This window comes from Streptomyces sp. NPDC052225, from assembly GCF_040679615.1.
GTDB lineage: Bacteria > Actinomycetota > Actinomycetes > Streptomycetales > Streptomycetaceae > Streptomyces.
The window spans coordinates 183873-206594 of record NZ_JBFAVD010000001.1 but is presented as its reverse complement, the minus strand read 5'-3'; the positions used below and the strand labels follow the sequence as shown (position 1 = coordinate 206594).

Genomic DNA, 22722 nt, shown 5'->3' with positions numbered 1-22722 from the left:
CGCCGGGCATCCGCTGGGGACCGTTCAGGTGGCGGGGAGTTGGGGCACGGGCAGCGGGGCCGGGCGGCGCAGCGGAAGGAGCAGCAGCGGTGTCGCCAGGAGCAGCAGCCCCGCCGCGCCGATCGCCTCGCGCGTACCGATGAGCACACCGACCGCGCCCCACAGCGCCGTCATCAAGGCGGTCACCGCGCTGTTCGTGACCGACCACGCCGACAGCATCCGGGCCACCCGCTCCGGCTCGGTGCGGCGCAGCCGGTACGTCGCGAAGACCGGGTTGAACAGCCCGCAGCAGGTCACGAGCCCGAACTCGACGAGCACGGCGAGCGTGAGCCCCGCCGTGCCGGGCCCGATGAAGGCGAGGCCGACCGGCCAGACGGCGCGTGCCGCACCGGACGCCACGATCAGGCGCCGCTCGCCGAAGCGCGCGGCCAGCGGCCGGGACAGACGGGCGCCGACCAGGCCGCCCAGGCAGGGGATGCCGCCGAAGGCGAGCCCGTACTGCCACGGCGCGAACCCGAGGTCGCCGACGAGCAGCACGGTGAGCAGCGGCGCGCCCGCCATCACGAGGCTGTTGAACAGCACCGTGTTGAGGAAGAGCCCGCGCAGCCGCGGATCGCCCCAGATGCGGCGCCAGCCCTCGGCGATGCCCGCGAGGCCGACCCCGGTCCGCGCCCGCCGGGGCGGCTGCGGCTCGGGCGTACGAATGGCGCGGACGCCGACCGCGGAAAGCAGATAACTGACCGCGTCCGCGACGACCGTCGTCAGCGGTCCGAAGACGCCGATCGCCGCGCCGCCGAGCGGCGGGCCGAGCGCGGTGGCCGTCCACATGGTGCTCTCGAAGCGGGAGTTGGCGGTCATCAGCCGGTCCGCGGGGACGAGCCCCTTCAGATGCGCGCCGCTCGCCGCCTTGAAGACGATGTCGGCGCCCGCGACCACCACCGAGACGAGCACGAGCTGAGTGAAGGTGAGCGCGTCGAGCGCGTACGCGGCCGGGAGGCTGAGCAGCGCCGCGCACCGCGCCAGATCCGCCCCGATCATCACCGGCCGCTTGTGCCGGAACTCCACCCACGGCCCGAGCGGCACCGCCGCCACCGCGCCCACCGCGAGCCCGGCCGCCGCGAGGAACGACACCTGCGCGGGCGAGCTGTCGAGCGCGATCACCGCGATCAGCTGGAACGCGCCGAGCGCCAGCGCGGACCCGGCGGCGCTCGCCGCGTACGCGCCCCACAGCCACCCGAAGTCCCGCCCCAGCCTGTTGTCTCTCGCACCCCTCATGACCTGCGATCCAACCGGTCGGGTCGGGGCCGGATCAAACAACCGACGCGCCCTCCCCGTACAACCCGTGGTTGTATGGCGAGGTGGATGTCGAGGCCGTACGCACCTTCGTCGCCGTCGCCGACCAGGGGCAGATCCAGATCGCCGCACAGGAACTCGGCGTGAGCCAGCAGGCCGCCTCCAAGCGGATCGCCGCCCTGGAGCGGCAGCTCGGGGTACGCCTTTTCACCCGGACCCCGCGCGGCGCCAGGCTCACGCTCGACGGGCGGGCGTTCCTGCCGCACGCCAGGACGGTACTGAAGGCCGTCGACAAGGCCGCCGCGTCCGTGCGCCCCGGCCGGCGGCCCCTGCGCGTGGACGTGATGGGCACCCGGGTGAGCGTCGCGGGCCTCGTCCAGGACTTCCACCGGGAGCGGCCGGAGATCCCGCTCGACGTGGTGGCGACCAAGAGCGACGGGCGGGCCGTGCTCGCCGCCGTACGGGAGGGCGGCGTCGACGCCGGGTTCTGGGCCCAGCGGATGCCCGCGGACCGGCTGCCGCCCGGCGTGCGCAGCACCCGCGTCTACGACGAGCCGATGCTCCTCGTCACCGGGGCCGCGCATCCCCTGGCCGGCGCGGAGCAGGTCACCCCGGCGGAGCTCGCCGGGCACCGCATCCTCATGCCGGGTCTCGCCGAGGGCAGCGAATGGGCCGCGTACTACGCCGAGTTGGCGCGGGAGTTCCGCCTCGACATCGACACCTCGGGGCCGTCGTTCGGCGCGGACTACCTGTTGCAGACGGTGTCGGGATCGGCGACGGCGGCCACGTTCATGGGCCCGCGCACCCCGCTCGCGTACCCGGCGGGCCTGGACCTGCGCACGATCCCCGTCCACTCCCCGACGCCGGTGTACCCGCACTCCCTGCTGTGGCGCGACGACAACCCGCACCCGGGCCTGACGGCGCTGCGCGACCACCTGGTACGCGCCTACGCCGCCCCGCGCCCCGGGGAGCACTGGACGCCCGACTGGTCGTAGCCCGCAAGGCCCGCCCCCACATGCGTGACGCCGCTCCCGCCCGCACGCTCGAACCATGCGCATCCGTACACCGCTCGTCGCCGCGACCCTCGCCACCCTCCTCCTCGCCACCGCCTGCGGGGACGACAGCAAGCCCGACCCCATGCGGGACGACCAATGGGCGCTGGACGCGATCAAGCTGCCGGACGCGTGGGACACGTCCAAGGGCGAGGACACGGTCATCGCGGTCGTCGACACCGGTGCCGACCTCGACCACCCGGACCTCAAGGGCCGCCTGGTCGACGGCTACGACTTCGTCGACAACGACGACGAGCCCAAGGACCTCAACGGCCACGGCACGCACGTCTCCGGCATCGCCGCCGCCCACACCGACAACGGCATCGGCATCGCGGGCGGCGCCCCCGACGCGAAGATCATGCCGGTGCGGGTCCTCGGCGCCGACGGCTCGGGCTCCAACGGCAACATCACCAAGGGCATCGTCTGGGCCGCCGACCACGGCGCCGACGTCATCAACCTCTCCCTCGGCGAGGGCCAGTTGATGACCAAGCTGCTCCAGGGGGGCATCCTCAACCGGGCCATCCAGCACGCCCACGACAAGGGCGCGGTCGTCGTCGCCGCGGCCGGCAACGACGGCGCCGACACCCAGCCGTACAAGGTGGAGACCCCGGTCCTGGTGGTCGGCGCGAGCACCGAGGCGGGCGTCGCGGCGAACTACTCCAACTTCGGCGCGGAGCAGGCCGTCTCGGCCCCCGGCGACAAGATCCTGTCCACGCTGCCCACGTACCGGACGAAGGAGACGCTGACGGACACCTCCGGGTACGGGGAGCTGTCCGGCACGTCGATGGCCGCGCCCTACGTGTCCGCGCTCGCCGCGCTCCTGCACGACGAGGGCCTGAAGCCGGACGACATCATGTCGACGATCCGCGAGACGGCCACCAACCCGAAGAACCTGCCCAAGCTGGGCCTGGGCATCGTGGACGCGCAGGCGGCGGTGAAGAAGGCGGACGACAAGGACTGAGGCGCGGGAGGACCGGGCTCACTCCTGCGGAGGCTGCTGCGGGGGCCGCCGCCGGCGCACGCGCCGCATCCGGAACGCCGCCGCCAGCACGATCAGCACGACCCCGGCCGCCACCACCGCGATCGCCCCGGACGACACCGACGTGACGTCGACGTCGAACGTCATCGGGTCGCCCCACGGCTTCCCGTCGCTCGTCGTGTAGAGCTGCGCCGTCAGCGTCGCCTTGCCGTTGGCCCGCGCGGTGACGCGGATGGGGGCGGTGTGGCTCGCGGAGCCCGCGGCCTCCACGGCGAGCTTCGGGTCGTTGACCTCCAGGCGCTCCGAGTCGCTGGAGGTGACCCGCAGTTCGAGTCCCGCGACCGGCTGCTGGAGGCCGTTGTCGACGGTCACCGGGATCGTCGCGTCGCCCGAGGTCAGGGTGACGGTGGTCTTCGGGACGAGCCGCAGCGACGCCATGGACGTGGACAGGAAGTCGGTCGTGCGCTGCTGGAACGACTCCTGAGCGGCGTCTTCCTCGGCCCGCCAGGCCGTGGAGAGGGCGCGGGCCATCGCCGCGTGCACGGACGCCGTGGTCGCCTTCGGGTCGGCGAGCACCTTCGAGAGCGTCGCGAGCCCGTCGAGACTGCCGGCCACGTCCGTGAGCTGGGCCGACGTCAGCTCGGTGGACCGCAGCCGCGCCGGATGGGCCGCACTCGCGCCGGCCCGACCGGCCACCGGGTCGTTGTCGGAGGTCCTGATGCCCTGGAGGTCGAGCCAGCCCTCCTCGGTGCCCGAGTCGAGGGCGGCGCCGAGCGCGTTCGCCGCGGTGCCGGACAGGTCGCGGGGCGGTACGAGGACGGGGCGGGTGTCGCCCTTGAGGAGGGTGGCGAGCCGGGTGACGGTGGCGGGGTCGGGGGTGTCGTCGCTGTCGGCGGTGCCGGAGCCGCTGGGGGACGGGGACGGGGACGCGGAGGCCGAACCCGAGGGCGAGGCGCTCTCGTCCGGGTCCTCCGTGCCCGCCGGGTCCGCCGGGTCCGTGATCCGGGCCAGCGCCGTCGTCAGGTTCGCGTCGTAGGGCAACGCCGTCAGGGGCGCGTCGTCGCTGCCCAGCGTCACCGGGTCGGCGCCGTCCGGGGTGAGCCCGGAGCCCGACGCGAGCACCCGCGTCATCCCCAACTTCATGCCCAGCGAGGTCACTTGGGAGTCGAGCGCCCCGTCGGCGGGCCAGCCGAGGCCGGCCCGGGTGCCGGTGCCGAGGATCCGGTCGACCCGCTCCTTCGCCCCGTCCGCGAGCCCCGCGACGACCTCCGTCAGATCGTCGGTGTCGGCGGAGGGGTGGTGGGCGAGCGAGGCGATGTCCGCGTCCGCGTACGGCAGCAGCCATACGTCACGGCCCTTGACGGCGTCCTTCAGAGCGGCCAGCCACGACTTCGCCGCGTTCTGCCCGGTGCCCTGGGTGCTGTCCTGCGGGTTGCTGGAACCGTCGCTGCCGGCCACCCGGTAGCCGTTCGCCATGGCCTGCGCGGCGATCACCAGATCCGGGTCGACGACCCAGCTGACCTCGCGGTCCCTGCCCGCGTCCACGACCTCGCGCAGCCGCCCGCCCGCCGCGAACAGATCGGCGAGCGCGTCGTCGTCGAGGACCGCCTGCGCCCCCGAGCCGGAGCCGAGCGCCGCCGCCGTCAGATGCGGGGTCGCCGTCACCGGCCACACGACGGCCGCGTGCACGGTGTCCCCGTCCGCGGCCCGCGCCGCCCCCGGCAGCGCCGACGCCCCCAGCACCACGGCGGACACGACCCAGGCCCGCGCCGCCCCGTATCCCGTCATGTCGTCCCGTACCTTCCGCTCCGCTCGGTGTCACCCGCCTCGGTGCCACCCCGCCTTTGAGGTAACACCGTGGAGGCGGCCGCCGAGGGGACCGGACGGCCGGGCGGCGCGTCGCTACCGGCGCTCAAGGGGCGTCAGCGGGGGCGCGGATGTCGCCCGATAGAGTGCGGCTCCGTTGACTTCACGTCATCCTCCCGAGCACGACGCACCACGTACGAGGTACCAGGCAGTGACTCCCGTGAACGCGCCCGAGAACCCCGTGACCGTCGTCGGGATCGGCGCGGACGGCTGGCCGGGGCTCCCCGACTCCTCCCGTACGGCACTGCTCGCGGCGGACGTCGTCCTCGGCGGCCCGCGCCAGCTGGCCCTGCTGCCCGCGGACTGCGCGGCCGACCGCGTCCCGTGGCCGTCCCCCCTCCGCCCCGCGGTCCCCGGCCTCGTCGCCGAACACGCGGGACGCCGGATCGCGGTCCTGGCCAGCGGTGACCCGATGTTCTACGGGATCGGCCGCACCCTCACCGAGACGCTGGGCGCGGCGGCGGTCCACGTCCTGCCGCACCCCTCCTCCGTCTCCTACGCCTGCGCCCGCCTCGGCTGGCCCGTGGAGGACACCGAGGTCGTCACGGCGGTCGGCCGTCCCGTCGAGCGGCTCGCCGCCGCGCTGCACGACGGCCGCCGGATCCTCGTCCTGTCGGCGGGCGCGGACACCCCCGCCGAGGTCGCGGCACTCCTCACCGAACGCGGCTTCGGACCCAGCCGCATGACGGTCCTGGAACAACTGGGCGCGGAGACCGAGTCCTCGTACGAGGATGTGGCGCGCGACTGGAGGACCGGCCCCGGCGACCCCCTGAACGTCGTCGCGATCATTTGCGTACGGGACGCGGACGCCCTGCGCCTCGGCGCGGTCCCCGGCCTGCCCGACGCCGCGTACGAGCACGACGGCCAGCTCACCAAACGCCACATCCGCGCCGCGACCCTGGCCGCGCTCGCGCCCGCCCCCGGCGAACTCCTGTGGGACGTCGGCGGCGGCTCGGGCTCGATCGGCGTGGAGTGGATGCGCACGCACCCGACCTGCCGGGCGTACGCGGTGGAACGGGACGCGGAGCGGGCGGCGCGCATCGAGCGCAACGCGGCGCGCCTGGGAGTGCCCGGCCTGACGGTGGTGACGGGAGCGGCTCCCGCAGCCTTGGCCCAACTCCCCTCTCCAGACGCGGTGTTCATAGGCGGCGGCCTCACGGCACCGGGCCTCTTGGACACCTGCTGGAACGCACTGGAACCGGGCGGCCGCCTGGTCGCCAACACCGTCACGCTCGAATCCGAGGCGCTGCTCACGACGTGGTACCGCCGCCACGGCGGCGACCTGACGAAACTCTCCGTCGCGCACGCCGTGCCGGTCGGCGGCTTCACGGGGTGGCGGCAGGCGATGCCGGTAACGCAATGGTCCGTGACGAAGCCCCGTAACGAAGCCCCTCTCGAAAACCGAGGTTGATAAGTCATGACCGTCCACTTCATCGGAGCGGGCCCCGGAGCCGCCGACCTGATCACGGTGCGCGGCGCACGCACCCTCGCCTCGTGCCAGGTGTGCCTGTACGCGGGTTCACTCGTCCCCCGCGAACTCCTCGCCGAGTGCCCGCCGGACGCGAAGCTCGTCGACACGGCGGACCTGGACCTGGACGCCATCGAGGCGGAGCTCCTCGCGGCGCACGAGGCGGGCCTGGACGTGGCCCGGCTCCACTCCGGCGACCCGTCGGTCTTCTCGGCGGTGGCGGAACAGATGCGCCGCCTCGACGCGCACGGCATCCCGTACGAGGTCGTCCCGGGCGTCCCGGCGTTCGCGGCGGCGGCAGCGGCCCTCAAGCGCGAACTGACGGTCCCCACGGTCGGCCAGACCGTCATCCTGACCCGTATCGCACAACAGGCGACGCCGATGCCCCCCGGCGAGGACCTCGCGACGCTGGGCGCGTCCGGCGCCCTCCTGGTCCTGCACCTCGGCGCCCGCTACGTCGACCGCATCGTCGCGGAACTCACCCCCCACTACGGCGCGGACTGCCCCGCAGCCGTCGTCGCCTACGCCAGCCGCCCCGACGAACTCGTCCTGCGCGGCACGCTCGCCGACATCGCGGACCAGGTGAAGTCGGCGGGCGTGCTCCGCACGGCGGTCATCCTGGTGGGCCGCACCCTGGCCGCATCCCAGTTCAGGGACAGCCACCTGTACTCGACGGAGCGGGAACGGCACGTGGGCTGCTGACAACGGCCCGTTCCGGCTCGCTTCGCAGGACGCAGAACCCGTTGCCCTCCGGGTCCTCCCTGACCCACGGGACGAACGCCACCGTTCGCTGTCGGACCCCCGATGCAGCGTCCGGCTCGGAGGTGGCGGATGTGGAACGCGCAGCGCTGAAAGGCGCCTTGGACGGACAGCGGGCTCATGTTCGCCGGGGTGGTCGCGGGCGAGCCCGACGTGGCCGGACGGCCCGTCGCGCGGGCCGACGCCGTACTGGCCGCCGTCACGCCCGAACAGGAACCGGCCGTCTGGCCGGTGGAGATCTGGCCGGACTGGCGGCTGCCCGACGTACGGCACGTGACGGCACGACCTGGCTCGGTGGCAGTCCCTGCGCCGGCTGAGGCGCCCGGGCCGGTCGTCCGGAAAGCCGCGGGTCAGCGGACCGCGCTGCGCCCCACCACGTTCCCCGCCCGGTCGATGCAGATCACGTCCACGGCCACCGGTGCCCCGCGCAGGACCTGGAGGGCCTGGTCGCGGGCCTCTACGGCCACCAGGTCGCCCAGGGGGACGCCTGCCGCCGTGCACAACTGGAGTGCTGCCAGGCCTGTGTTGGCCGTCTCGACCTCGGCTGCCAGAGAGTCGGATGCGCCGCCGCGGCGGGCCAGGGTCGCCAGGAACTCTTTGTCCACCTGGGAGCGGCCCGAGTGGAGGTCCAGGTGGCCGGCCGCCAGTTTGGAGAGTTTGGCGAAGCCGCCGCAGATCGTGAGGCGGTCGACCGGGTGGCGGCGGATGTACTTGAGGACGGCGCCCGCGAAGTCGCCCATGTCGAGCAACGCGTCCTCGGGGAGGGCGTGTTCGCGGATGACTGTCTTCTCGGACGTCGAGCCCGTGCAGCCTGCTACGTGCGTGCGGCCTGCCGCTCGGGCCACGTCCACGCCCCTGCGGATCGAGTCGATCCACGCCGAGCAGGAGTAGGGGACGACGATGCCCGTCGTGCCGAGGACGGAGAGGCCGCCGAGGATGCCCAGGCGGGGGTTCCAGGTGGAGCGGGCGATCTCCTCGCCGTGGTCGATGGAGATCGTGACCTCTACGTCCCCGGGGGCGCCGTGCGCCGTCGCGAGCTCCGCGATGTGCGTGCGGATCATTTCGCGCGGGACCGGGTTGATCGCCGGTTCGCCGACGGGCAGCGGCAGGCCGGGGCGGGTGATCGTGCCCACGCCGGGGCCCGCCCGGAAGACCACCCCGGAGCCGGGGGGCAGCGCGCGGACCGTGGAGCGTACGAGGGCGCCGTGCGTGACGTCCGGGTCGTCGCCCGCGTCCTTGACCACCCCGGCCGTCGCCGAGTCGCCGTCCCGTGACTCGACCGCCAGCGCGAACGACGGGGTCTGGCCCTTCGGCAGCGTGATCGTCACCGGGTCCGGGAAGTCGCCGGTCAGGAGCGCCGTGTACGCGGCCGTCGTCGCCGCTGTCGCGCAGGCACCGGTCGTCCAGCCGGGGCGCAGGCCCGTGTGTTTGAGTTGGGCGTCGCGACCGCCGCCTCCGCCGCCTGCCGGTTCAGTCATGGAGTTCACCGTTGCCCGTACCGCCTGTCACGCCCGTACCGCATGTTCTCGTTCTCGGGGGGACCACCGAGGCCCGTCGTCTTGCCGAAGTGCTGCATCCGCGCGTCCGGGTGACCAGTTCGCTCGCGGGCCGGGTGGCGGCGCCGCGGCTGCCGCCCGGTGACGTGCGGATCGGCGGGTTCGGCGGGGCCGACGGGATGGCGGCCTGGGTGCGCGAGCACGCCGTGGACGCGGTCATCGATGCCACCCATCCCTTCGCGGAGACGATCAGTTTCAACGCGGCGCGGGCCGCCGCCACCGCCCATGTTCCCCTGCTCGCGCTGCGCCGGCCCGGCTGGGTGCCGGGGGAGGGTGACGACTGGCGGGAGGTCGCGACGCTGGGGGAGGCGGCGCGGGCCGTGGCCGGGGCCGGGCGGGTGTTCCTGACGACCGGGCGGATGGGGCTCGCCGCGTTCGCCGGGGTCGACGACGCGTTCTTCCTCGTACGGTCCGTGGACGCGCCGGAGCCGCCGTTTCCGCCGCGTATGGAGGTGCTTCTCGATCGGGGGCCGTTCACGTTGGAGGGGGAGCGGGAGATTCTTGCGCGGTATCGGATCGATGTGGTGGTGACGAAGGACAGTGGGGGTGCCGCCACCGCGCCGAAGCTTGTTGCTGCGCGGGAGGCGGGGGTTCCGGTGGTTGTGGTGCGGAGGCCTGCCGTGCCGGAGGGGGTGCCGGTGGCCGCCACCGTGGAGGCGGCGGTCACCTGGCTGGAGGCCGCGGGGCTCTGCCCCGGACCCCGCTCCTCAATCGCCGGAGGGGCTTGAATGTGCGCCGGAGGGGCTTGAATGTGCGCCGGAGGGGCTTGAAGCGGGCTCCGGGTAGCGGCGTGGGGTCCATGTCACCGTTCGTCCGTCGCCCCGCACCACCGCCTGCGTCTGTGACGACCCCACGATCAGGAGCGTCCGCATGTCGACGACGGCCGGGTCGAGGTCGGCCAGTTCGACGACGCGGATGGATTCCTCGGGGCCGCCGACGTCGCGGGCCAGGACGACCGGGGTGTCCGGGAGGCGGAGTTCGAGCAGCAGTTCGCGCGCCTTGCCGACCTGCCAGGTGCGGCTGCGTGAGCCGGGGTTGTAGAGCGCCAGGACCAGGTCGGCGGCGGCCGCCGTCCGCAGGCGTTCCGCGATGACCTCCCACGGCTTGAGGCGGTCGGAGAGGGAGATCGTCGCGTAGTCGTGGCCGAGCGGGGCGCCCGCCTTCGCCGCCGCCGCGTTGGCCGCGGTCACGCCCGGCAGGACCCGTACGGGGATGTCCGTGTAGCGGTCCTCGGAGGCCACTTCGAGGACCGCCGTCGCCATCGCGAAGACGCCCGGGTCGCCGCCCGAGACCACCGCGACGCGGTGCCCGCGCCGTGCCAGGTCGAGGGCGAACTCGGCGCGCTCCGACTCGACCTTGTTGTCCGAGCCGTGCCGCCGCTGCCACGGGCGGGACGGGACCCGGTCCAGGTAGGTCGTGTAGCCGACCAGGTCGTCGGCGTTCGCGAGAGCGCCGCGCGACTCCGGTGTCAGCCAGGGCGCGCCCGCCGGGCCGGTGCCGACCACCACGACCTCACCCCGGCCGGGTGACTCCGCCGGCGTCGCGTCGATACGGGACGGCAGCACCGCCACCGAGAAGTACGGGACGGAGGACGGGTCGATGTCCGCCAGCGCGCCCGTGCGCTCGCCGTCCATGAAGGCTCGTTCCACGTACCGGGCGTCTTCCAGGCGACCCGAACTCTCCAGCGCCGCACGCACCTTGGGGAACGTACGGCCCATCTTCATGACGACCGCCGAGTCCGCCGCCGCGATCCGCGCCGTCAGCTCGTCCTCGGGCAGCGTGCCCGGGATGATCGTCAGCGTCTCCTTGTCCTCGCAGAGCGGTTCGCCGAGGCGGGCCGCCGCCGCGCTGATGGACGTCACGCCCGGGATGACCGTCGTGTCGTAGCGGTCGGCGAGGCGCTTGTGCATGTGCTGGTACGAGCCGTAGAAGAGCGGGTCGCCCTCGGCGAGGATGGCGACCGTGCGGCCCGCGTCGAGGTGCGTGGCGAGCGTCGCCGCGGCCTCGGCGTAGAAGTCGTCGAGCGCGCCCCGGTAGCCGCCGGGGTGGTCCGTCGTCTCGACGGTGAGCGGGTACATGAGCCGCTCCTCGATCTGGTCCTCGCGGATGTGCTCCGCGGCGATCGAGCGGGCGATGGAACGGCCGTGGCGCGCGCAGTGGTACGCGATCACGTCCGCCCCGGCGATGGCCTTCACGGCCGCCACCGTCATCAACTCCGGGTCGCCCGGGCCGAGTCCGACCCCGTACAGCTTGCCGCTCATGCGCGGTCCTCCATGATCTCGGCCTCGGTGGCCATCGCGTTGAGGGCGGCGGCCGTGATGGCGCTTCCGCCGCGCCTGCCCCGTACGACGAGGTACTCCAGGCCCAGGTCGTTCGCCGCGAGGGCGTCCTTGGACTCGGCGGCGCCGACGAAGCCGACGGGGATGCCGAGGACCGCCGCCGGGCGCGGGGCGCCCTTCGCGATCATCTCCAGGAGGTGGAAGAGGGCGGTGGGGGCGTTGCCGATGGCGACGACGGAGCCTTCGAGGAGACCGCGGTCGCGCCAGAGTTCGAGAGCCGCCGCGCTGCGCGTCGTCCCCAACTCGGCTGCGAGGGACGCCACTTCGGCGTCGCGAAGGGTGCAGACGACGTCGTTGTCGGCGGGCAGGCGCTTGCGGGTGACGCCGCTCGCGACCATGTGCGCGTCGCAGAGGATGGGGGCCCCGGCGCGGAGGGCGGCGCGGGCCTGCGCCACGACGCCGGTCGAGTAGCCGATGTCCTGGACGAGATCCACCTGGCCGCAGGCGTGGATCATGCGGACCGCGACCTGCGCGACGTCGGCGGGCAGAGCGGCGAGGCCGTCCGCCGCCTCGGCGCGGATGGTGGCAAAGGACTCGCGGTAGATCGCCGCGCCGTCCTTCTCGTATTCATACACGGGGATCGGCTCTCTCAAGGGATGACGAGGGTTGGCGGGGGGTTCGGTATGGCTCAACGGCTCAGGTGTGCACGTCAGTCGGTGGTGCCCGGCGGCGTCACGTCGTACGTTCCGTCCTCCCGCGCCACCACGTCGGTGTGCGGGCCTTTCGGGCGGCCGCAGCGGCGTTCGCAGCCCGACCAGTGCCAGGGGTGTCCGGCCGCCGCGAGGTCGCCGGAGCGGACGGTTTCGGCGGCGTCGGCGCGTACGTCCGTACGGGACTTCGCGCACCCCGGGCTGCCGACGCAGGCGCTCACCCGCGTCCACGGGGAGCCGGGTTCGGTGACGAGGTCCGCGTTCTCGGGGCGGTGCGCGCCGGGCAGGACGACGCCGCGCCACGGGGTGAGGCGGATCTCCGGGCCGGCCGCGTCGAGCAGGGCCGTCCACGCGTCGGCGGTGACCGCGCCGAAGGGGACGAGGACGGACCGGGCGCGCACGGTGCCGCGGGCATCGGTGACGGTGCCGAGCGGGGTGGGGCCGGCGGTGGTGCGTTCGCGGACGGGTTCGGGGGCGGTGCCGAGGCGCTCGCCCACCCGGCGCGTCAACTCGCCCGCGCGCAAGGCGAGTTCGGCCACGCGCCAGCCCCGGCCGGTGTCGTCCTTCGCCGCCGCGACGAACTCCTCCGCCGCGCAGACCGCGGCCCGCGCGGCCTCCTCGTACGCGATCCGCAGTTCGTACGGTTCGGCGCCGAGCCGCAGGACGGCCGAGCCGTCGGGTTCGCCGCGCAGCAGGACGTCGGCGCCGAGGGGTGCGACATCGCCCCGGCCGTCGTCGAGCGCGAAGAGGAACTTGCCGCTGAGGGCCGGCGTGCGCGTGCTCGCGCAGAGCAGGTCGTCGAGGCCGAGGAGCCAGTCGCGTACGTCGACGAAGCCCTGGTCGTCGAGGCCGGACAGCGGCGACGCGAGGATGTTGCGGACGCGTTCGTGCGCGGCCGAGGGGAGGAGTCCCGCCTCCTGGAGCGCGGTCGCGAACTCGCCGCCGCACGCGGGGTCGAGGCCGCGGACCTCCACGTTCCCGCGCGACGTGATCCGCACCACGCCGTCCCCGAACCGCCGGGCCGCGTCCCCGAGGGCCCGCGCCCGCCCCACCGGAAGCACCCCGCCGGGAACCCGGATCCGGGCAAGCCCCCCGTCGTCGGCGGCGTGCAGCCGCAGCGCACCGGGGCAGGCGTCGCCGGAGGCGGCCGGACCTGGGGATTGGGTGGATATGGGGGCGGGGGACATGCCGGGGAGCATACCCATGGGCACCACCGCGGCCTCCGTGACGGAGGCCACCATCACGTACCGCCCCGCGGACCGGCCCCGTACGATGACCGTGACGGTCCGAGCCCGGGCCGTCACATCGCCAGCGACGGCGACAGGGGAGGAAGCCGGTGCGAATCCGGCGCGGTCCCGCCACTGTGAACTCCGTGGACGCCACCACGGGGTGAGTCAGGAACTCCTGCCGTCCAGACCACCCGGGGCGCGGACACCCCGAGGAAGGCCAGACGACGCATGCCCGAGCAGCCCCAGCAGTCGCAGCCCACGCCCCACGGTGAGCTCCTGCTCCTGTCGACCTCCGACACCGACCTGCTGAGCGCCCGCGCCGCGAACGCCGCGGGCGCCCCGGTCGGTTACCGCTTCGCGAACCCCTCCCGGATCGACGTCGACACCGAACTGCCCGCGCTGCTCGACGGCGTCGCCCTCGTCGTCGTACGCCTCCTCGGTGGCGTCCGCGCCTGGCAGGACGGCATCGACCGGCTCACCGCCGCGGGCGTCCCGCTCGTCGTCCTCACCGGTGAACAGGCCCCGGACGCCCAGCTCATGGCGACGTCGACCGTGCCCATCGGCATCGCCGCCGAAGCGCACGCCTACCTCGCGCACGGCGGCCCCGCCAACCTCGACCAGCTCGCCCGCTTCCTCTCCGACACCGTGCTGCTCACCGGCCACGGCTTCGAACCGCCGGAGCCCGCGCCGACCTGGGGCGCCCTGGAGCGCCCGGCCGCTGCGGAGCACCACGGCCCGACCGTCGCCGTGCTCTACTACCGCGCCCACCACATGAGCGGCAACACCGCCTTCGTGCACACCCTGTGCGACGAGATCGAGCGCGCGGGGGCCCGTCCGCTTCCGCTGTACGTGGCCTCGCTGCGGCCGCCCGAGCCCGAGCTGATCGACGCGCTGCGGCCCGTCGACGCCATCGTGACCACCGTCCTCGCGGCCGGCGGCACGCGCCCCGCCGAGGCCTCGGCCGGCGGTGACGACGAGTCGTGGGACGCCGGCGCGCTCACCCAGCTCGACGTGCCGATCCTCCAGGCCCTGTGCCTGACCTCCTCGCGGGCCGACTGGGAGGAGAACGACGAGGGCGTGTCGCCGCTGGACGCCGCGAGCCAGATCGCGGTGCCCGAGTTCGACGGACGGCTCATCACCGTCCCGTTCTCCTTCAAGGAGATCGACGAGGACGGCCTTCCCGCGTACGCCGCCGACCCCGAGCGCGCCGCCCGCGTGGCCGGAATCGCCGTACGCCACGCGCGACTTCGGCACATTCCGGCCGCCGGGAAGAAGCTCGCGCTCGTGCTGTCCGCGTACCCGACGAAGCACTCCCGGATCGGCAACGCGGTCGGGCTCGACACCCCCGCGTCCGCCGTCAGGCTGATCGACCGGCTCATCGAGGAGGGGTACGACTTCGGCGCGCGGGCCGAGATCCCGGGCCTTGTCTCCGGTGACGGCGACGAGCTGATCCGCGCCCTCATCGAGGCCGGCGGCCACGACCAGGAGTGGCTGACGGAGGAGCAGCTCGCCAAGAATCCCGTGCGGATTCCGGCCGCCGACTACCGGCGCTGGTTCGCGACCCTGCCCCAGGAGCTGCGCGAGAGCGTCGAGCGGCACTGGGGGCCGCCGCCCGGCGAGATGTTCGTCGACCGGTCCCGCAACCCGGAGGGCGACATCGTGCTCGCCGCCCTGCGCCGCGGCAACCTCCTCATCCTCATCCAGCCGCCGCGCGGTTTCGGCGAGAACCCGATCGCGATCTACCACGACCCCGATCTCCCGCCGTCCCACCACTACTTGGCGGCCTACCGCTGGATCGCGGCGTCCGCCGACGACGGTGGATTCGGCGCCGACGCGATGATCCACCTCGGCAAGCACGGCAACCTGGAGTGGCTGCCGGGCAAGAACGCCGGGCTGTCGGCCGCCTGCGCGCCGGATGCCGCTCTGGGCGACCTGCCGCTGATCTACCCCTTCCTGGTCAACGACCCCGGCGAGGGCACCCAGGCCAAGCGGCGCGTGCACGCCACGCTCATCGACCACCTCGTGCCGCCGATGGCGCGCGCGGAGTCGTACGGGGACATCGCCCGGCTTGAGCAACTTCTTGATGAGTACGCGCAGATCGCGTCCATGGACCCGGCGAAGCTGCCCGCCATCCGCGCGCAGATCTGGACGCTCATCCAGGCCGCCAAGCTCGACCACGACCTGGGGCTCGACGACCGGCCGGACGACGACGGGTTCGACGACTTCCTGCTGCACGTCGACGGGTGGCTGTGCGAGGTCAAGGACGCGCAGATCCGGGACGGGCTGCACGTTCTCGGGCAGGCGCCCGCTGGTGGCGACCGGGTCAATCTCGTACTGGCGATTTTGCGGGCCCGGCAGATCTGGGGCGGGAATCAGGCGTTGCCCGGGTTGCGGGAGGCGCTGGGGTTGGACGAGTCCGCGGCGACCCGTACGGATGCGGACGCGGCGGAGTCGGCCGCGCGGGCGCTCGTCGAGGCGATGGAGGCCGTTGACTGGGCGCCGGACGCGGTGCGGGGGGTCGTGAGCTCCACGTTGCGGGGCTCTGCCCCGGACCCCGCTCCTCAATCTCTCCCAGACTTCGTCCGGGAGGTGTCCCCTGAGGGGCTTGATTCGGTCGCCGCCATTCTTGAGTTCGCCGCTCGGGAAGTCGTGCCCCGGCTCGATGGGACCAGTGCCGAACTCACCAATGCCGTAAGGGCGTTGGAAGGGCGCTTCGTGCCTGCCGGGCCGTCCGGGTCTCCCCTGCGTGGGCTCGTCAACGTGCTGCCGACCGGGCGGAACTTCTACTCCGTCGACCCGAAGGCCGTTCCGTCGCGGCTCGCCTGGGAGACCGGGCAGGCCCTCGCCGAGTCCCTGCTGACCCGCTACAAGGACGACAACGGGGAGTACCCGACCTCCGTCGGCCTGTCCCTGTGGGGCACAAGCGCCATGCGGACGGCGGGGGACGACGTCGCCGAGGCGCTCGCGCTGCTCGGCATCCGGCCCGTCTGGGACGACGCCTCGCGCCGCGTCACCGGCCTGGAGCCGATCCCGTACGAGGAGCTGGGGCGGCCGCGCATCGACGTGACGCTGCGCATCTCCGGGTTCTTCCGCGACGCGTTCCCGCACACCATCGGGCTGCTCGACGACGCCGTCCGGCTCGCCGCGTCGCTCGACGAGCCCGCCGACGTCAATCACGTACGGGCCCACGCCCAGGCCGACCTCGCCGAGCACGGCGACGAACGCCGGGCCACCACCCGCATCTTCGGGTCGCGTCCGGGCACGTACGGCGCGGGCCTGCTCCAGCTGATCGACTCCAAGGACTGGCGCACCGACGCCGACCTCGCCGAGGTGTACACGGTGTGGGGCGGTTACGCGTACGGGCGCGGTCTGGACGGGCGGCAGGCCCGTACGGAGATGGAGACCGCCTACAAGCGGATCGCGGTCGCCGCCAAGAACACCGACACCCGCGAGCACGACATCGCGGACTCGGACGACTACTTCCAGTACCACGGCGGCATGGTCGCGACCGTACGCGCCCTGCGGGGCACTGCCCCGGAGGCGTACATCGGCGACTCCACGAGGCCGGAGACGGTCCGTACGCGCACGCTCGTCGAGGAGACGTCCCGTGTCTTCCGCGCCCGCGTCGTGAACCCCAAGTGGATCGAGGCGATGCGCCGCCACGGCTACAAGGGCGCCTTCGAACTCGCCGCCACCGTGGACTACTTGTTCGGCTACGACGCGACGACCGGGGTCATCGCCGACTGGATGTACGACAAGCTGACCGAGACGTACGTACTCGACCCGACGAACCGGCAGTTCCTCAGCGAGAACAACCCGTGGGCCCTGCACGGCATCGCGGAGCGGCTGCTCGAAGCCGAGTCGCGCGGCATGTGGGAGAAGCCCGACCCGCAGGTCCTCGAAGCCCTGCGCCAGGTGTACCTGGAGACCGAGGGCGACCTGGAGGACGAGGCCTAGGCCTCAGGTAGGTACACCTAGGCGGGGCGCCCGGCGGATTTAGGTGTGCCGCATAGGTGAACGTGCCGATGGCGGGGGACGCGGCGGCCGGAACACTCGGGGGTCATGAACGCGATCCTGTCCGGCCGCCCCACCGAAGCGCTGGTCGGTCGTGCGGACGAGGGCGCCGCGCTCGCCGGTGAGCTGGGCGACGCCCGCCTCGTCACCGTCCGCGGCGCCGCGGGGATCGGCAAGAGCGCGCTCGCCGCGGCCGCCGCGGCCGGCGCCGACCGGCCCGTGCGCCGGGTGGACCTGGCCGGGCTGCGGGAACCCGCGCTGGTGCCGCACGCCCTGGCTCGCGCCCTGCGGGTCGCCGACGAACCGGACCGCGACATGCTGGACGCCGTCGCGCGGGCCGTCGGCCGGCGGGCGGTCCTGCTGCTCGTCGACACGTGCGAGCACCTCGTCGACGCCGTGGCGGCCTGCGCGCAACGGCTCCTCGCGGACTGCCCCCGGCTGTGCCTCCTCACGACCAGCCGTGCGGCGCTCGGCGTCGGCGGCGAGCGGGTGATCCCGCTCGAACCGCTCACCGAGGCCGGGTCACAGGCGCTGCTCGTCGCGCGGGCGCCGTTCATGAGCGGCGCGTCGGGCCGTACCCGCAGACTGCTGGGCGAGCGGCTCGGCGGACTGCCCCTCGCCGTCGAACTGGCGGCGCGGCAGCTGCGCCGGCACACCACCGGGGAAGTCCTCGGCGCGCTCGCCGCCCCCGGCGGACTGCTCGGCCTCGCCGACGAGACGACGCGGCGCAGACCGGTGCGGCACCGGTCGATGCGGGCCGCCGTCGGCTGGAGCCACGCGCTGTGCGACCCGCAGGAGCGGCTGCTGTGGGCGCGGCTCGCGGTGTTCCCCGGACCGTTCACGGCGCGGCGGGCGGCGGAGGTGTGCGCGGACCGGCTGCTCCCGGAGCGGGACGTGCCCGTGGCGCTCGGCGGGCTCGTCCGCGCCTCGGTGGTGCGCCGGGCGCCCGACGCTTTCGAACTGGGCCCGGCGGAAGCCCAGTTCGGCCTGGAGAGCCTGCGCTCCGTGCCCGGTCAGGAGACGGTGATGCGGCGCAGGGAGCGCAACCACTGACGGTGCCCGCAGGCTCCGCCATCCGGCCGGGTGACCAGGACGGGTGGTTTCCGGCGCATCCGCCGGTGCGTGCTCCCGCGCTTCGCTACGCTCGCCCGCGTTCCCGCGCACGGGCAGCACGGGGCGGCACCACCAGGGAGGCGAGGGCTGTGCAACTCCCTCGGAGCCAGGACCGACAGGACCACCGGGACGGACAGGACCACCGGGACGGACACGAACGCCGGTACTACACCACGGGCCGCCCGCCGCCGCCCTGTCCCGGACTGAGTATCGACGTGTACGCGCGGGCAAGTTCGGGGGAGGCCGACGGGCTGCCCTGCGGGGACTTCTGGGACGTCGTGACGATCCCGGCGGGGGTCCGCATGATCGTGGGCGATGTGCGGGGCAGCGGTCCCGCGGCCGCCCGTACCGCCCAGCGCGTGATCGACGACTGGCGGCAGCTGTGCCCGCGCGAGCCGACGCTGCGCGGGATCGCCCTGCGCCTCGACAGCCGGATCGACGACCTGGCCACCGCCGAGGACCCCGAACTCTTCGTCTCCGCGATACTCCTGACGTTCTTCGAGGGACGCGGCTGCGAGATCGTGCGCTGCGGCCACCCGCCGGCGCTCGTGATCGGCGCGGGCCGCGCGGCATGGGCGGACGCGATGCCGCCCGAACCGCCGCTCGGCCTCGCCCGGGTCGCCGGAACCTGGGCGGAGACGACGTACCTGCCGTTCGCGCCGGGCGGCCGCATCCTGCTGATGACCGACGGGGCCACCGAATGCCGGGACCCGAAGGGCCGCTTCTTCCCGGTGGCGGACGCGGCGGCGGACCTCTCCGGCCGGGGCGGCGCCGAACTCGTCGGGGAACTGGGGAGCCGGCTGCGGGAGCACCGGGCCGGGGAAGCGGCGGACGACACGCTGTTGGTGCTGGTGGGGCGGCCGCCGGAGTGACGTGGACACTGGCTGCGTGAGCGACCAGAGCCATCAGGATGATCCGGACAGCCCGGGCAAGCGGAGCGGGCAGAGCGGCCAGGCCGACCGGAAAGGCGGGCCCGGGCACACCGTGCTGCTCGCGCTCGCGCTGGCCGTGCCCGTCGCGAAGGTCGCCTACACCGTCGGCGGCGGTGAAGCCGTGCGCGACGTGTTCTTCGGGATGGAGCCGTCGAACTGGCCGGACGTCCTGCTCGGCATGGTTCTCTCCGACCCGCTGCTCGGCTGCGTCCTCGGCGTCGTCGTCTCGCGCGTCGTGTTCGCGCTGTTCGCGGCGCGCGGCGCGGTGCCGTCGGGCGGTGGCTGGAAGGGGGCGGCCCGGCGGCTCGCACTGACCGTCGCCAACCCGCTCGCGGTCGGCCTGATCGCGTTGTGCGTGTACGGGCCGTGGTGGGGCCTGGCCACCGCGCTCGTGGCGTACGGGCTGCGGCAGGGCGTCGTCGTCGAGTACCGCACCGGTCGCCGCGGGCACCACCGGGGCGGCGGGCACCACGACGGGCCGCACCACGACGAGGGCTACCGGCCGCCCGCCTGGCTGCGCCGGGCCGCCGCCGCCGAGCAGTGGGTGGCGCTCGCGCTGACGGTCGTCGCGCTCCCGCTCCTCGCCGCGGCCTCCGCGCTCGACGGCACGGCGTGGACGACGGTCCTCGACTGCCAGGTGCAGAACGGCACGCGGGTCTCCGCGCAGCGCCTCATCGAACTCGGCCGCAAGGGCAACGGTGTCGTCGGCTGGAACCTGGACACCGAGGAGATCTCCAACGGAGCCGGCTGCACGGACACCGGGACCCTACGGGTGCGTGCCGCCTGGTGGGAGTGACCTGTCAGAGGAGAGCGCAGAGGCTACCTCAGGGTGACGAGGTGGCTGCGCCCGTAGCCGTGGCGTGTCACGGCCTCGATCCGCGTCCCGCCGGGGACGGCGCTCACCCGCACCGTGTCGTCCCCTGACACCTTCCGCAGCGCCCGCCCGTGCAGCACGACGGAGACGGTGTCCCGTCCGGTCGTCGGATCGGAGACGGCGACGGAGGTCTCCCCGCCCTCCTTGCGTACGAGGACGGACGCGGGTCCGTCGACGGTGAGGCCCGCGGTGCGGTGGGCGCCGGGCGTGAAGGTGTTCAGCGCGGTCAGGCCGAGGCCGTCGTGGCGTACGGCCTGGAGGCGCGGGGTGTTGGCGAGGACGCGTACGGCGGACGGGGCACGTACGGCGGACGCGGTCGCGTGCGGCATCAACACCCAGGCGAACGCGTCGAGTTCGGCCCCGGCCGCCTGCTCGATGCTCACCGAGAAGACCTGCTTGGTCACCGCCGTGTCGGGGTTCGCGGTGCGGACGGAGCGGCGGCTGCGGGTGACCGTGTCGAGGCGCACCTTCGGCGCGGGCCCGTCGAGCCGTACGTATCCGACGGCGGCGCCGCGCGTGACGTTCGCGTACCGCACCCATCCCTCGCCCTCGGTGACGTCGACCCGGTCGCCCGCGGCGGCGATCCGCGCGTCCACCGTCGTCGTCACGGCCCGCCCGCCGCCCGGCGCGTCCCCGACCCCGGCCGAGAGCACCGCGATCTCGTCGTCGAGCAGGAACCACGACCGGGTGGCGCGGGCGCCGCGGTACGCGACGAAGTCGTCCGGCAGGACGCCCGCCTGCTTGTCCCGCCACGGCACGTCGTCGGAGGCGACCCAGCCCACGGCCCCGTAGGCGCCGAGCACGGCGCCGCCCGAGTAGGCCTGGGTGGCGGTCGGGAAGTAGACGTACGTGTTCTGCGACTCGGAGGACGCGGTGAAGTTGAGGGGGTGGGAGGGGTTGTCGTAGTAAGGAAGGCCGTACAGCTCCGGGACGGTGCGGCGCGGTTCGACGGGGGCGGTGACTCCGGCGAGTCCGTACGGCGACACGGTGGTGAAGTAGTCGACGCCGAACGCCTGCGTCTGGTCCTGGCCCGAGAGGTAGAGGTAGTGCGCGCCGTCGCCCTGGAACCAGGGGCGCAGGTTCTCGCCGCTCATGTACTCGTACTTGCTGATCCGCCGCGAACTGCGGGACAGGGCGAACGCGTAGCCGGGGCGGCGGTGCACGGTGCGTTCCATCGCGTTGAAGGCGACGGAGCGGGCGGGCGGGTTGAGGTCGGCGGCCGGGACGGTGGCGTCGGCGAGGATGTCGGCGTAGCGGACGATGCTGACGGGCGACACGAAGGCGGCGGTGTCGAGATCGGCCCGCGACGTCGAACGCACGTATTTCACATAGGACTTGAGGGCGGCGGCCCGCTCGCCCTCGGCCAGTGAGGCGAGATCGACGACGGCCTCGACGACCACGGCGACATCGTCGTAACCCGAGCCGGTGCGCGATACGGCCCGGCCCTTCACCGCCTCCATCATCCAGCCCTCGAAGATCAGCGGCGCGAACCCGTCCCGCACCCACCCGAACACGGTCGGCACCAGCTCGTCGCCGTGCGCGAACCCGGTCCCGTCCAGGATCTTGAGCGTCTGCACGACCCGCGTGAGCAGCCCCTTCCCGTACGAGCCCGTGTACGCGACGGACGCGTGCTGGATGAAGGATCCGTCGGCGTAGTACCCGTCCGTCACACCGTGGTCGAGGGCGTACGGGTCGATGGTCGTGAAGACGGTCAGCTGGTCGGTGAGCGCCTTGCGGATGCGCGCCTCGTCGGCGGTCAGGGCGCCTTGGAGGATGCGGTTCGTGGTGATGTCGGCGAGGTTGGCGCCGGTGTGGAAGCGGGAGTCGAGGTCGACGTCGCCGTCCTTGCCGTTGCGCAGATACGCGTCCATGGAGGCGATGTACGTGGCGGTCAGCTCGGCGGGCGCCCGCTCGGCCAGCAGCACGAGCGTCTTGCTGACGTGCTGCGATATCCCGATCTCCCAGAAGAACCAGTTGCCGTAGTACCCCTTCGACTGGTCCCCGTAGAAGCGGGTGTGCAGCCACGCGAGCCCGTCGAGGACGCGGTCCTGCACGGCCGGACTCCCGTACAGGTCGGGGGGGATGCCGGGGGTGCGCGTCGCGAGCGCGATCTCGTAGAGCCGCTGGAAGGAGCTGTTGAGGTTCGGGTCGCTGGTGCCGAGCGGGAGCCCGGCGAACAGTTCGCCGTCGCCGCTCGCGGCGTCCAGCGCGGCGAGGTTCGTGCGGGCCGTCTTCTCGATCGCGGCGAGCTTGGCGGCCGTCTCGGGGCGGCTGTTGGCGGCGGCGGTGCCCGCGAAGATCCCCACCGTGTTCTCGATCAGCCGCGCGGCCCCGGCGTCGGCCTCGGCGGCGCTCGCCCACCCCGTCGGGACGGCGGCGAGGACCCCGGTGGCGGCGAGGGCGGCGAGCAGGCGTCTGCGGGACATCTCCACGGTGACCTCCATCCGCCGGAGGATGTCAGAGGGGCCGGGGCGCGACAAGAGGTGGGGCGAAGGGGGTCCCGGTGGCCACCGGGGCGCACGGTCGGGCCCGGCCTCCCGGCCCCGGCGCGAACGCCGGCGGCGCCCTGTCGCCGTCCCCGCTCACCGAGCGGGCCCG

16 protein-coding genes and 1 riboswitch are annotated in these 22722 nt (G+C 73.7%); of the genes, 9 read left to right on the top strand and 7 right to left on the bottom strand.

The window, feature by feature from the left end:
• Positions 1-24: 24 nt before the first annotated feature.
• Positions 25-1275 carry an MFS transporter gene (locus tag AB0L37_RS00995; RefSeq protein WP_365498031.1) on the bottom strand — a complete coding sequence of 417 codons (1251 nt, stop codon included), beginning with the start codon at positions 1273-1275 and terminating at the stop codon, positions 25-27.
• A gap of 83 nt (positions 1276-1358) precedes the next feature.
• Here AB0L37_RS00995 and AB0L37_RS00990 point away from each other — a divergent pair, with 83 nt between their 5' ends.
• Together AB0L37_RS00990 and AB0L37_RS00985 are read left to right on the top strand one after the other, a co-directional pair.
• Complete coding sequence (locus tag AB0L37_RS00990) at positions 1359-2288, top strand: LysR family transcriptional regulator (protein WP_365498028.1); 930 nt, start codon at positions 1359-1361, stop codon at positions 2286-2288.
• A gap of 55 nt (positions 2289-2343) precedes the next feature.
• Positions 2344-3306 carry a S8 family peptidase gene (locus tag AB0L37_RS00985; protein WP_365498025.1) on the top strand — a complete coding sequence of 321 codons (963 nt, stop codon included), beginning with the start codon at positions 2344-2346 and terminating at the stop codon, positions 3304-3306.
• Between the two features lie 18 nt (positions 3307-3324).
• Here the strand turns inward: AB0L37_RS00985 and AB0L37_RS00980 are convergent, their stop codons facing one another.
• Positions 3325-5112, bottom strand: a complete 1788-nt coding sequence (locus tag AB0L37_RS00980) for a DUF6049 family protein (RefSeq protein ID WP_365498022.1) — start codon at positions 5110-5112, stop codon at positions 3325-3327.
• Between the two features lie 229 nt (positions 5113-5341).
• On the opposite strand from AB0L37_RS00980, the gene cbiE reads away from it, so the two are divergent.
• Complete coding sequence (gene cbiE / locus AB0L37_RS00975; RefSeq protein WP_365498019.1) at positions 5342-6601, top strand: precorrin-6y C5,15-methyltransferase (decarboxylating) subunit CbiE; 1260 nt, start codon at positions 5342-5344, stop codon at positions 6599-6601.
• A 6-nt stretch (positions 6602-6607) separates the two neighbouring features.
• Positions 6608-7360 carry a precorrin-4 C(11)-methyltransferase gene (cobM, locus tag AB0L37_RS00970; protein WP_365498016.1) on the top strand — a complete coding sequence of 251 codons (753 nt, stop codon included), beginning with the start codon at positions 6608-6610 and terminating at the stop codon, positions 7358-7360.
• A gap of 407 nt (positions 7361-7767) precedes the next feature.
• On the opposite strand, the gene AB0L37_RS00965 is transcribed toward cobM, so the two are convergent.
• Positions 7768-8895, bottom strand: a complete 1128-nt coding sequence (locus AB0L37_RS00965; RefSeq protein WP_365498013.1) for a cobalt-precorrin-5B (C(1))-methyltransferase — start codon at positions 8893-8895, stop codon at positions 7768-7770.
• A gap of 89 nt (positions 8896-8984) precedes the next feature.
• Here AB0L37_RS00965 and AB0L37_RS00960 point away from each other — a divergent pair, with 89 nt between their 5' ends.
• Complete coding sequence (locus AB0L37_RS00960; RefSeq protein ID WP_365498010.1) at positions 8985-9701, top strand: cobalt-precorrin-6A reductase; 717 nt, start codon at positions 8985-8987, stop codon at positions 9699-9701.
• On the opposite strand, the gene cobJ is transcribed toward AB0L37_RS00960, so the two are convergent.
• From cobJ to AB0L37_RS00945, 3 genes are all read right to left on the bottom strand, one after another.
• On the bottom strand, positions 9681-11234 hold the full coding sequence (cobJ, locus tag AB0L37_RS00955; protein ID WP_365498007.1) for a precorrin-3B C(17)-methyltransferase: 1554 nt from the start codon (positions 11232-11234) through the stop codon (positions 9681-9683). The two genes, AB0L37_RS00960 and cobJ, sit on opposite strands and share 21 nt — an antisense overlap.
• Positions 11231-11887, bottom strand: coding sequence for a precorrin-8X methylmutase (locus AB0L37_RS00950; protein ID WP_365498004.1), 657 nt, complete (start codon positions 11885-11887; stop codon positions 11231-11233). The genes cobJ and AB0L37_RS00950 overlap by 4 nt, the downstream gene beginning before the upstream one ends.
• Positions 11888-11961: 74 nt before the next feature.
• Entirely contained in the window at positions 11962-13149 is a 1188-nt protein-coding gene (locus AB0L37_RS00945; protein WP_365497997.1) for a cobalamin biosynthesis protein CobG, read from the bottom strand.
• 78 nt (positions 13150-13227) lie between these two features.
• Positions 13228-13389, top strand: a riboswitch (cobalamin riboswitch).
• Between the two features lie 30 nt (positions 13390-13419).
• Here AB0L37_RS00945 and cobN point away from each other — a divergent pair.
• The 4 genes from cobN to AB0L37_RS00925 all read left to right on the top strand — a co-directional run bounded on the left by cobN (position 13420) and on the right by AB0L37_RS00925 (position 20046).
• Complete coding sequence (gene cobN / locus AB0L37_RS00940) at positions 13420-17148, top strand: cobaltochelatase subunit CobN (protein ID WP_365497994.1); 3729 nt, start codon at positions 13420-13422, stop codon at positions 17146-17148.
• 105 nt (positions 17149-17253) lie between these two features.
• Positions 17254-18258: an AAA family ATPase gene (locus AB0L37_RS00935; protein ID WP_365497991.1), complete on the top strand. Its 1005-nt coding sequence runs from the start codon at positions 17254-17256 to the stop codon at positions 18256-18258.
• Between the two features lie 275 nt (positions 18259-18533).
• A complete protein-coding gene (locus AB0L37_RS00930) occupies positions 18534-19190 on the top strand; it encodes a PP2C family protein-serine/threonine phosphatase (protein ID WP_365497989.1) in 657 nt (218 codons plus the stop codon).
• A 16-nt stretch (positions 19191-19206) separates the two neighbouring features.
• A complete protein-coding gene (locus tag AB0L37_RS00925) occupies positions 19207-20046 on the top strand; it encodes a hypothetical protein (RefSeq protein ID WP_365497986.1) in 840 nt (279 codons plus the stop codon).
• A 23-nt stretch (positions 20047-20069) separates the two neighbouring features.
• Here AB0L37_RS00925 and AB0L37_RS00920 read toward each other — a convergent pair whose 3' ends face one another.
• The gene (locus tag AB0L37_RS00920) at positions 20070-22556 is read right to left on the bottom strand and encodes a polysaccharide lyase family 8 super-sandwich domain-containing protein (protein WP_365499163.1); all 2487 of its coding nucleotides are present in this window, start codon (positions 22554-22556) and stop codon (positions 20070-20072) included.
• Positions 22557-22722: the final 166 nt, after the last annotated feature.

What these genes read in the sequence shown, in the direction of transcription:
- cobJ (WP_365498007.1), bottom strand. Translation starts at nt 11,234, where the DNA reads ATGAGCGGCAAGCTGTACGGGGTCGGACTCGGCCCGGGCGACCCGGAG.
- cobN (WP_365497994.1), top strand. Translation starts at nt 13,420, where the DNA reads ATGCCCGAGCAGCCCCAGCAGTCGCAGCCCACGCCCCACGGTGAGCTC.
- AB0L37_RS00945 (WP_365497997.1), bottom strand. Translation starts at nt 13,149, where the DNA reads ATGTCCCCCGCCCCCATATCCACCCAATCCCCAGGTCCGGCCGCCTCC.
- cobM (WP_365498016.1), top strand. Translation starts at nt 6,608, where the DNA reads ATGACCGTCCACTTCATCGGAGCGGGCCCCGGAGCCGCCGACCTGATC.
- AB0L37_RS00985 (WP_365498025.1), top strand. Translation starts at nt 2,344, where the DNA reads ATGCGCATCCGTACACCGCTCGTCGCCGCGACCCTCGCCACCCTCCTC.
- AB0L37_RS00935 (WP_365497991.1), top strand. Translation starts at nt 17,254, where the DNA reads ATGAACGCGATCCTGTCCGGCCGCCCCACCGAAGCGCTGGTCGGTCGT.
- AB0L37_RS00980 (WP_365498022.1), bottom strand. Translation starts at nt 5,112, where the DNA reads ATGACGGGATACGGGGCGGCGCGGGCCTGGGTCGTGTCCGCCGTGGTG.
- AB0L37_RS00965 (WP_365498013.1), bottom strand. Translation starts at nt 8,895, where the DNA reads ATGACTGAACCGGCAGGCGGCGGAGGCGGCGGTCGCGACGCCCAACTC.
- AB0L37_RS00995 (WP_365498031.1), bottom strand. Translation starts at nt 1,275, where the DNA reads ATGAGGGGTGCGAGAGACAACAGGCTGGGGCGGGACTTCGGGTGGCTG.